This is a genomic window from Chromobacterium aquaticum, from assembly GCF_021129195.1.
GTDB classification, from domain to species: domain Bacteria; phylum Pseudomonadota; class Gammaproteobacteria; order Burkholderiales; family Chromobacteriaceae; genus Chromobacterium; species Chromobacterium aquaticum.
Genome location: NZ_JAJOHW010000199.1, coordinates 1 through 8,057 on the forward strand (window position 1 = coordinate 1; position 8,057 = coordinate 8,057).

General features: G+C 66.5%; 9 protein-coding genes. 8 read left to right on the plus strand and 1 reads right to left on the minus strand.

Translation table 11 applies throughout. From position 1 onward, the window contains the following. The 5 genes from LQT98_RS22635 to LQT98_RS22660 all read left to right on the plus strand — a co-directional run. Positions 1–191: (2Fe-2S)-binding protein (locus LQT98_RS22635; RefSeq protein ID WP_231465385.1), on the plus strand; the 191-nt coding region annotated here is incomplete at its 5' end. A 78-nt stretch (positions 192–269) separates the two neighbouring features. Then, positions 270–1,046, plus strand: coding sequence for a substrate-binding periplasmic protein (locus LQT98_RS22640; protein WP_231465387.1), 777 nt, complete (start codon positions 270–272; stop codon positions 1,044–1,046). 517 nt (positions 1,047–1,563) lie between these two features. Further along, positions 1,564–2,070, plus strand: a complete 507-nt coding sequence (locus LQT98_RS22645; protein ID WP_197081417.1) for a DUF2165 family protein — start codon at positions 1,564–1,566, stop codon at positions 2,068–2,070. Positions 2,071–2,327: 257 nt separating this feature from the next. Then, the gene (locus LQT98_RS24085; RefSeq protein WP_269326131.1) at positions 2,328–3,437 is read left to right on the plus strand and encodes a methyl-accepting chemotaxis protein; all 1,110 of its coding nucleotides are present in this window, start codon (positions 2,328–2,330) and stop codon (positions 3,435–3,437) included. Beyond that, positions 3,430–3,894: a GNAT family N-acetyltransferase gene (locus LQT98_RS22660; protein WP_231465389.1), complete on the plus strand. Its 465-nt coding sequence runs from the start codon at positions 3,430–3,432 to the stop codon at positions 3,892–3,894. The genes LQT98_RS24085 and LQT98_RS22660 overlap by 8 nt, the downstream gene beginning before the upstream one ends. A 10-nt stretch (positions 3,895–3,904) precedes the next feature. Here LQT98_RS22660 and LQT98_RS22665 read toward each other — a convergent pair whose 3' ends face one another. Further along, positions 3,905–4,321, minus strand: coding sequence for an anti-virulence regulator CigR family protein (locus LQT98_RS22665; RefSeq protein ID WP_231465391.1), 417 nt, complete (start codon positions 4,319–4,321; stop codon positions 3,905–3,907). Between the two features lie 143 nt (positions 4,322–4,464). Here LQT98_RS22665 and LQT98_RS22670 point away from each other — a divergent pair, with 143 nt between their 5' ends. Genes LQT98_RS22670 through LQT98_RS22680 form a run of 3 tightly spaced genes read left to right on the plus strand, consistent with a single transcriptional unit; the run spans position 4,465 to position 7,968 of the window. Further along, the gene (locus tag LQT98_RS22670; protein WP_231465392.1) at positions 4,465–5,394 is read left to right on the plus strand and encodes a chromate resistance protein ChrB domain-containing protein; all 930 of its coding nucleotides are present in this window, start codon (positions 4,465–4,467) and stop codon (positions 5,392–5,394) included. A 2-nt stretch (positions 5,395–5,396) separates the two neighbouring features. Then, a complete protein-coding gene (gene chrA / locus LQT98_RS22675; RefSeq protein ID WP_231465394.1) occupies positions 5,397–6,743 on the plus strand; it encodes a chromate efflux transporter in 1,347 nt (448 codons plus the stop codon). A 31-nt stretch (positions 6,744–6,774) separates the two neighbouring features. After that, the gene (locus tag LQT98_RS22680; RefSeq protein ID WP_048409159.1) at positions 6,775–7,968 is read left to right on the plus strand and encodes an MFS transporter; all 1,194 of its coding nucleotides are present in this window, start codon (positions 6,775–6,777) and stop codon (positions 7,966–7,968) included. Positions 7,969–8,057: the final 89 nt, after the last annotated feature.

The following is an 8,057-nucleotide window of genomic DNA, read 5'->3' on the forward strand; positions in this document are numbered from 1 at the left end:
CGGCCGCGCCGGCCGCCGCGCGCATCGTCTGCAACTGCCTGCAAGTGGACGCGGCGCGCATCCAGGCGGCCATCGCCGATGGCGCGGACCTGGCCGGGCTCAAGGCGCGGCTGGGCTGCGGCGGCGTCTGTGGTTCCTGCGTGCCTGAGTTGAAGCGCATGCTGGCGCGACAGACGGAACGGGAATATTGAAACCCCGGCGCGGAACTCTATGCTAAGGAGGTCCGGCGCTGTTACCCTCTGCGCAGGCGATAGCGATGGATGCGTGGATTGAGCTTGAAACAAATAGGACTGCTGGCCGCGGCGCTGAGCGCGCAAGCCGCGGCGGCCGCGCCGACGCTGGACATGGTCTATGGCGCGGTGGCATCGGACCCCTATATGAGTGGCGAGGGCGCCGACATGCCGCCCCACCCCGGCGCGGTGGTGGAGATGGCGCGAGCGGCGGCCAAGGCTTGCGGCGTGACGCTGAAGCTGTCGCGCCTGCCCGGCAAGCGCCTGCTCACCGAGATGCAGCACGACCAGCACGACGCCGCCTTCATGTTCTCCCACAGCAAGGAGCGCGAAGCCTATTTCGACTATCCGCTGCGCGGCGCCGCGCCGGACCCGCGCTACCGTCTGACCACGCTGGCCTATTCCTTGTACGCGCTGAAAAACACACCGCCGGCCTGGAACGGCGGCAATCTGCCCGCGCTGGGGGCGATAGGCGTCAACGCCGGCTGGTCCATCGCCGACGATCTGCGCGCCAAGGGCGCCAAGGTGGAAACCGCCAAGGACAGCGAGATGAATTTCCGCAAGCTGCAAGCGCGCCACATCGTCGCCTTCGCCACGCAAAACCATATCGGCGACCGCTATCTGGAAGACCACCCGCAAGCCGGCATCGTCCGCCTGCAGCCGCCGCTGTCGCGCAAGGACTACTACCTGGTGTTCGGCAAGCGCTGGCACCGTGACAATCCGGCGCTCGCCAGTTGCCTGTGGCAGCAAGTCGGCGTCTTGCGCGAGAGCCTGCTGCCCACGTTGCTGCGCCGGCCCTGGTACCGTCAGCCTTGAAACAGCCTTCACAGACCAAGCCGGTTCAATCACTTGCGAGCAAGGCCGAGGCAAGACCTTGCAGCGGGAAAAACGGAATGCGCCAATAGCGCGCCTCATTCCAAATGTGGTTTTCACCGCCCCTTTCTATCGTCCGCCACCGTATGGCAGATCATGAAAAGGTTCTAAACGCCCCTTGATCACATTAGGATGCTCATGAGTGTCCAAGCTGCGGAGGCTTAACTCTGCTGCCATGAGCGTCCAGTCATTCCACCTTGTCTCTCCAACCAACAAGGCTACAAACCAGCCAGTAGCACCGGCTTGGAATTCGCTTCGAGCACCACGGATAGCCGTGCGCGCCTCATGTTCCCGCTTGGCTGAGCTCGCATCCAACTCCGCACGGTGTTTCTCCTACACGACCCCAGCTTCCCGCGCTTTGGGCTCGGAATGCCACACGCTCCCCACCGATACGCTCAGCTCATGAGCCTGAACTCGCGCAGAGCCTCGTCACCTCCCTCATCTATTTCGGAGCTTAGCCATGTTTATGATTCGCCTCTCCAAAACCAGCATGGTGCTCGCCATGGCTTTGTTCGCCACCCTGGCGGCCTTTGGCAATATCACTGACTATGCGAGCAATTTCGCTTTCGTCCAGCATGTGTTCATGATGGATACCACCACCCCTGGCAACGGCATCATGTATCGTGCCATTGCCTCCCCCTGGGTCCACCATGCCGGCTATATCGGCATCATCGGTTTGGAGATCGCTACGGCCTTCCTGTGCTGGGTCGGCGGCGTCCAGTTACTGAGGGCGCTAAAATCCGACAATCTTGGCTTTCAGCTTGCCAAGCGCTGGGCGGTGGCCGGCCTGAGCTTGGGATTTCTGACTTGGCAAGTCGCTTTCATGTCGGTGGGTGGCGAATGGTTTGGCATGTGGATGTCCAAGCAATGGAACGGAATGCCGGATGCCTTCCGCTTTTTCATCACCTTGCTGAGCGTATTGATCTACCTGACCCTGCCCGATGACAGGCTAATCGAACGCGACTGACCCCTTCTCCTCCAAGCTGGCAACACGCTGGCCAGATTGGCTGCCGTTTTCTGGCAACCCGTCACGGCCATGCTTTCAAGCAGCCAATTCTTGCAAATTATGATTTTTGTCATAATTGATAGAATTTATTAAAGACAAATGATTGCGAATTCATGACAGCATTCGGATAATGCTAAACGTTTATTTAAAATCACCCGGCCACATGCAAGCGCAAGCCATGCCTGCCTGTGCCGGCCCAGCTTCAAGAGGAGAATGGAATGTGGTTCCGGAACAAGGACAAGGCCGCGCGCGAGCAGGCGGAACGCTTGAAACTCGGCCAGGAGGCGGAGCAGTTGCGCCAGGAGCTGCAACACACCCGCAGCCGCGCCGATGAAGCCGAACGCCAGCTTGCCGCCAGCCAGGCCAAGATTCAGGAACTGCGCGGGCTGATCGCCAACCTGTCCGCCTTCGCCCAATCGATGACCGACACCCAGCAGTCGCTGGCCACGCTTTCCAGCGTGATGAGCCGGGAAAAAGATCGCGCCGTCGCCGCGCAAGGCATCTCACAGCAAAGCCGCCATTCCATAGATCAGATCGCCGCCGATCTGTCCAAGCTGGCCGACGCCTCCCAGGGCGCGGCGGAAAAAGTGGGACAGTTGGACGCGCGCGCGCAAGAGGTGGGCGGCATCGTGCAATTGATCCGCGACATCGCCGATCAGACCAATCTCTTGGCCTTGAACGCGGCCATCGAGGCGGCGCGCGCCGGCGAGCAGGGCCGCGGATTCGCCGTGGTGGCCGACGAAGTGCGCAAGCTGGCCGAACGCACCGCCACCGCCACCGCCGACATCGCCAAGCTGGTGGAGCAGATCCGCGGCGACAGCGCCGGCAGCCGCAGCCAGATGGGCCAATTGGCCGAGCAGGCCGCCAGTTTCAGCCAGGATGGCGAGGCCGCCGCCGGCACCATGAAGCAATTGCTGGACATGTCCACCAGCATGGAAGGCAGCATCGCCGCCTCCGCGCTGCGCGGTTTCTGCGAACTGGCCAAGATGGATCACCTGATCTACAAATTCCGTGTCTACCAAGTGATGTTCGGCCTGTCGGACGAAGACATCGGCCATTTCGGCTCGCATCAGCACTGCCGCTTCGGCAAGTGGTATTACGAAGGCGAAGGCCGCGCCGGCTTCTCCCACCTGCCCGGCTTCCGCGAAATCGAAGCGCCGCACGCCAAGGTGCACACCGCGGCGCTGGACGCCTTGCGCGCCCACGCCGACGGCGATAGCCAGGCCGCGGTGGAGCATGTCGCGCTGATGGAAGCCGCCAGCCTGCAAGTGCTGGCTGGCCTCGAACACATGGCCAGCGCCGGCGAGACGGAAGCGCGCCATGGCTGATGCCGCCTTCGCCATCCGTTTGCTGCAAGCCGACGATTACGCCGGCTGGCTGCCCTTATGGCGCGACTACAACGCCTTCTACGGCCGCGTCGGCGTCAGCGCCCTGCCCGAGGAAGTGGACCGGGAAACCTGGCGCCGCCTGCTCGCGCCGGCGGAACCGGTGCACGGGCTGGCCGCGGTAGCCGACGGCGCGCTGCTGGGCATCGCCCACCTGCTCTACCACCGCAGCACCATCCAGATCCAGGACAGCGCCTATCTGCAGGATCTATACGTTGCGCCGACGGCCAGGGGCGGCGGCATCGCCCGCGCGCTGCTGCTGGCGGCGGCGGAACGGGCGCGCGGCGACGGCGCCGCCATGCTGTACTGGCGCACCGCCAGCGACAACCACACCGCGCGCCGCTTGTACGACCAGGTGGCGGAGCTGGCGGACGCGGTGATCTACCGCCAAGTCTTGTGAACCGACTGAATCAGCGCAACACGTCCAGCAAGATATCCGCGATCAAGCCGCTGGCCGCCACCAGCACCAGGTCCGCGCCCACCGCCCGCCACTCATAGCCGGGGTGGCGCGGCAATTGGTTCAGCAGGGGCGCCGGCAACACCTGTTTGGCGATACCGGGCGGCAAGGGCTTGCCGCGAGCCAGGCGCTTGCGCATGCCCGGCGGCAAGGATTTATAGCCGGTCACCCCTGAGTCCAGCGCCAAGCGCCGCGCGGCGGCGACGCTGATGCCCGCCGCCACCAAGTCCTTGTCCGTCGCCTCCCTGTCCTTATCCATGTGCTTGCCCTGGCCATGCCCCTGGCCCTTGCCTTCCGGCGGATTGGCCAGCGCCGGCGCCGCCAGCGCCGCCGCCAACAACAACACAGACCATTGCTGCCATCGCTTCATCTTCGTCTCCCGTCTTCATCAGCCCGATTTAGATTATCGACCACGCGCCGGCCAAGCTTGAGTCCAACTTCGCCATGCGCCCCAACAAATACATATTGATCACTACATAATTGTAGAATACGCTACAAAAAATGGAGCACATCATGGACTGGTTGCTGCTGATCACTTCTTTGCCCACCGAGAACGCCACCGCGCGCATGCGCGCCTGGCGCGCCTTGAAAGCCTGCGGCTCAGCCGCGCTGCGCGACGGCGCCTACCTATTGCCCGGCAGCAACGCCCGCCTGCAGCAATTGGAGAATATCGCCTCCGACATCCAACAACACGGCGGCGTCGCGCGGCTGCTGGCCTGCCGGCCGCTGGACGGCAGCGATTTCCCGCCGCTGTTTCAGCGCGACGCCGACTATCAGCAGCTGCGGCAGGACATCCAGGAACAACTGAGCGGGCTGGACCCCGACAATGCCGCCGAGCGCCTGAAACAATGGCGGCGGCTGGGCAAGGCCCTGGCCGGCATCGCCGCCATCGACTTCTTCCCCGGCGCCGCCCAGCAACAGGCGCAGGCCGCGCTGCAACAACTGGAAGCCGCCATCCAGCAGCAATTGTCGCCGGGCGAGCCCCATAGCCGGGACATGCAGATTCCGCGCCGCGCCATCGCCGACCACCAGGGCCGGATCTGGGCCACCCGCCGCCGCCCCTGGGTGGACCGCCTGGCCTCGGCCTGGCTGATCCGCCGCTTCATCGATCCGCAGGCGCGCATCCTGTGGCTGGCCGCGCCCGGCGACTGCCCGCCGGACGCGCTGGGCTTCGATTTCGACGGCGCCGCCTTCACCCATGTCGGCGACAAGGTCAGTTTCGAGGTGCTGCTGACCAGCTTCGGCCTGGACGCGCCGCCGCTGCGGCGGCTGGCCGCGCTAGTGCATTATCTGGATGTGGGCGGCACGGCGCCGCCGGAAGCCAGCGGCGTGGAAACCGTGCTGGCCGGCTTGCGCGCCGCGCTGAGCGACGACGACCAATTGCTGACCGCCGCTTCCAACATCTGGGACGGGCTGTACCAGCAATTCGCCAAGGAGACCTGAACATGCCGCCCAGCCCCCGCGACGCCGCGCCCGCCCCCGTCGGCTTCCGGCAAGCGCTCCGTTTCTGGCTCAAGCTGGGCCTGATCAGCTTCGGCGGCCCAGCCGGCCAGATCGCCATCATGCACCAGGAGCTGGTGGAGCGCCGGCGCTGGATTTCCGAACGCCGCTTCCTGCACGCCCTGAATTACTGCATGCTGCTGCCCGGGCCGGAAGCGCAGCAACTGGCCACCTATATCGGCTGGCTGCTGCACCGCGGCTGGGGCGGCGTCGCCGCCGGCGCGCTGTTCGTGCTGCCGTCCTTCTTCCTGCTGGTGCTGCTGTCCTGGGTCTATATCGCCTACGGCCACCTGACCTGGATCGCCGGCCTGTTCTACGGCATCAAGCCCGCGGTGGTCGCCATCGTGGCCCAGGCGGCCTGGCGCATCGGCACGCGCACGCTGAAACGGCCCTGGCTGTGGGGCGTGGCGCTGGCCTCGCTGTGTGCCATCGCGTGGTGGCAAACGCCCTTCCCGCTGATCGTGCTGGCGGCGGCCTTGATCGGCGCGCTGGCCGGACGGCTGCGGCCACATTGGTTCCAGGCCGGCGGCCATGGCGGCGCGGACGCGCATTACGGCCCGGCGCTGATCGACGATCACACCCCGCCGCCGGCGCACGCCCGCTTCTCCTGGCTCCGGCTCGGCCGCGCCGTGCTGGCCGGCCTGCTGCTGTGGTCCTTGCCGATGGCGCTGCTCGCCGCCGTCTACGGCTGGCACGGCGGCTTCACCCAGATGGGCTGGTTCTTCACCAAGGCCGCGCTGCTGACCTTCGGCGGCGCCTACGCGGTGCTGCCCTATGTTTACCAGGGCGCGGTGGCGCATTACGGCTGGCTAAGCGCCGGCCAGATGCTGGACGGCCTGGCGCTGGGCGAAACCACACCGGGGCCGCTGATCATGGTGGTCGCCTTCGTCGGCTTCGTCGGCGGCTACGCCAAGGCGCTGCTGGGTCCGGAGCACCTGTTCCTGGCCGGCGCGCTGGCCGCGGCGCTGGTGACCTGGTTCACCTTCCTGCCCTCCTTCGTCTTCATCCTGGCCGGCGGCCCACTGATCGAACACAGCCATGGACAGATCCGGCTGACCGCGCCGCTGACCGCCGTCACCGCCGCCGTGGTCGGGGTGATCGCCAACCTCGCCCTGTTCTTCGGCTGGCATGTGCTGTGGCCGCAAGGCTGGCGCGGCGGCGTGGACTGGGCCGCCGCCGCCATCGCCGCGCTGGCGGCCTGGGCGCTGCTGAAACGACAAGTCAAGGCGATGCCGGTGATAGCCGGCGCGGCGCTGGCCGGCCTGCTGCTCAGCCTGTGGCGCCTACCGTGAACGCATTCCCTCATCGAGAAAGGCCTCCCGCATGCAGCCCCGCATCCCCGCCACCATCTGGGCCCTGGGCCTGGTCAGCCTGTGCATGGACATGTCCTCCGAGATCATCCACGCGCTGCTACCGGTATTCCTGGTGTCCACCTTGGGCGTCAGCGCGCTGACCCTGGGCCTGATAGAAGGCCTGGCCGAATCCACCGCGCTGATCCTGCGCGTGTTCTCCGGCGCCATCAGCGATTACTGGGGCCGGCGCAAGGGCTTGCTGCTGCTGGGCTACGGCCTGGCGGCGCTGAGCAAGCCGCTGTTTCCGCTGGCGCACAGCGCCGAAACCGTGCTGGCCGCACGGCTGATGGACCGGGTGGGCAAGGGCATACGCGGCGCGCCGCGCGATGCGCTGGTGGCCGACGTCGCGCCTCCGGAAATCCGCGGCGCCTGCTTCGGCCTGCGCCAGTCCATGGACACCATAGGCGCTTTCGCCGGCCCGCTGTTGGGCATCGCGCTGATGTTCTGGCTGGCGAACGACATCCAGCAAGTGCTGTGGTGGGCCTGTTTGCCGGCCTTGCTGGCGGTGCTGCTGATCGTCGCCGGCGTGCGCGAACCGACCGGCGCCGAGCGCAAGCCCTTCCGCTCGCCGCTGCGGCTGGCGCTGCTGCGCCAGTTCTCCAAGCGCTACTGGTGGGTGGTCGCCATCGGCGCGCTATTCACCCTGGCCCGCTTCAGCGAGGCCTTCCTGGTGCTGCTGGCGCAGCGCCATGGCCTGCCGCTGAGCTGGCTGCCGCTGGTGATGGTGGTGATGAGCCTGGTCTACGCGCTCACCGCCTACCCGGTGGGCGTGCTGGCAGACCGCTGCAGCAAAAGCGCGCTGCTGGCGCTAGGCCTGATGATCCTGATCCTGGCCGACGCCACGCTGGCGCTGTCCAGCTCCATCGCCGCCACCCTGGCCGGCATCGCCCTGTGGGGCCTGCACCTGGGCTTTACCCAGGGCCTGCTGGCCACGCTGGTGGCCGAGGAAACGCCTGCCGATATGAAGGGCACCGCCTTCGGCCTGTTCAATCTGGTCAGCGGCCTGTGCCTGCTGCTGGCCAGCGTGCTGGCCGGCTGGATGTGGGACCGCCACGGCAGCGCCAGCACCTTCGTCGCCGGCGGCGCGCTGGCGCTGTTGGCGCTGGCCGCCACCCTGCTGTGGCGCCAGCGGGAACGCGCGGCGCTCGCCGGCCTCAATCCTTGATCGCGGCGGCCACCGCGGCGATCAAGCCGTCCGTGGCCGCGCCCCGCTGCCGCCGCCAGATGCACAGGGTCTCGGAATAAGCCTCCGCG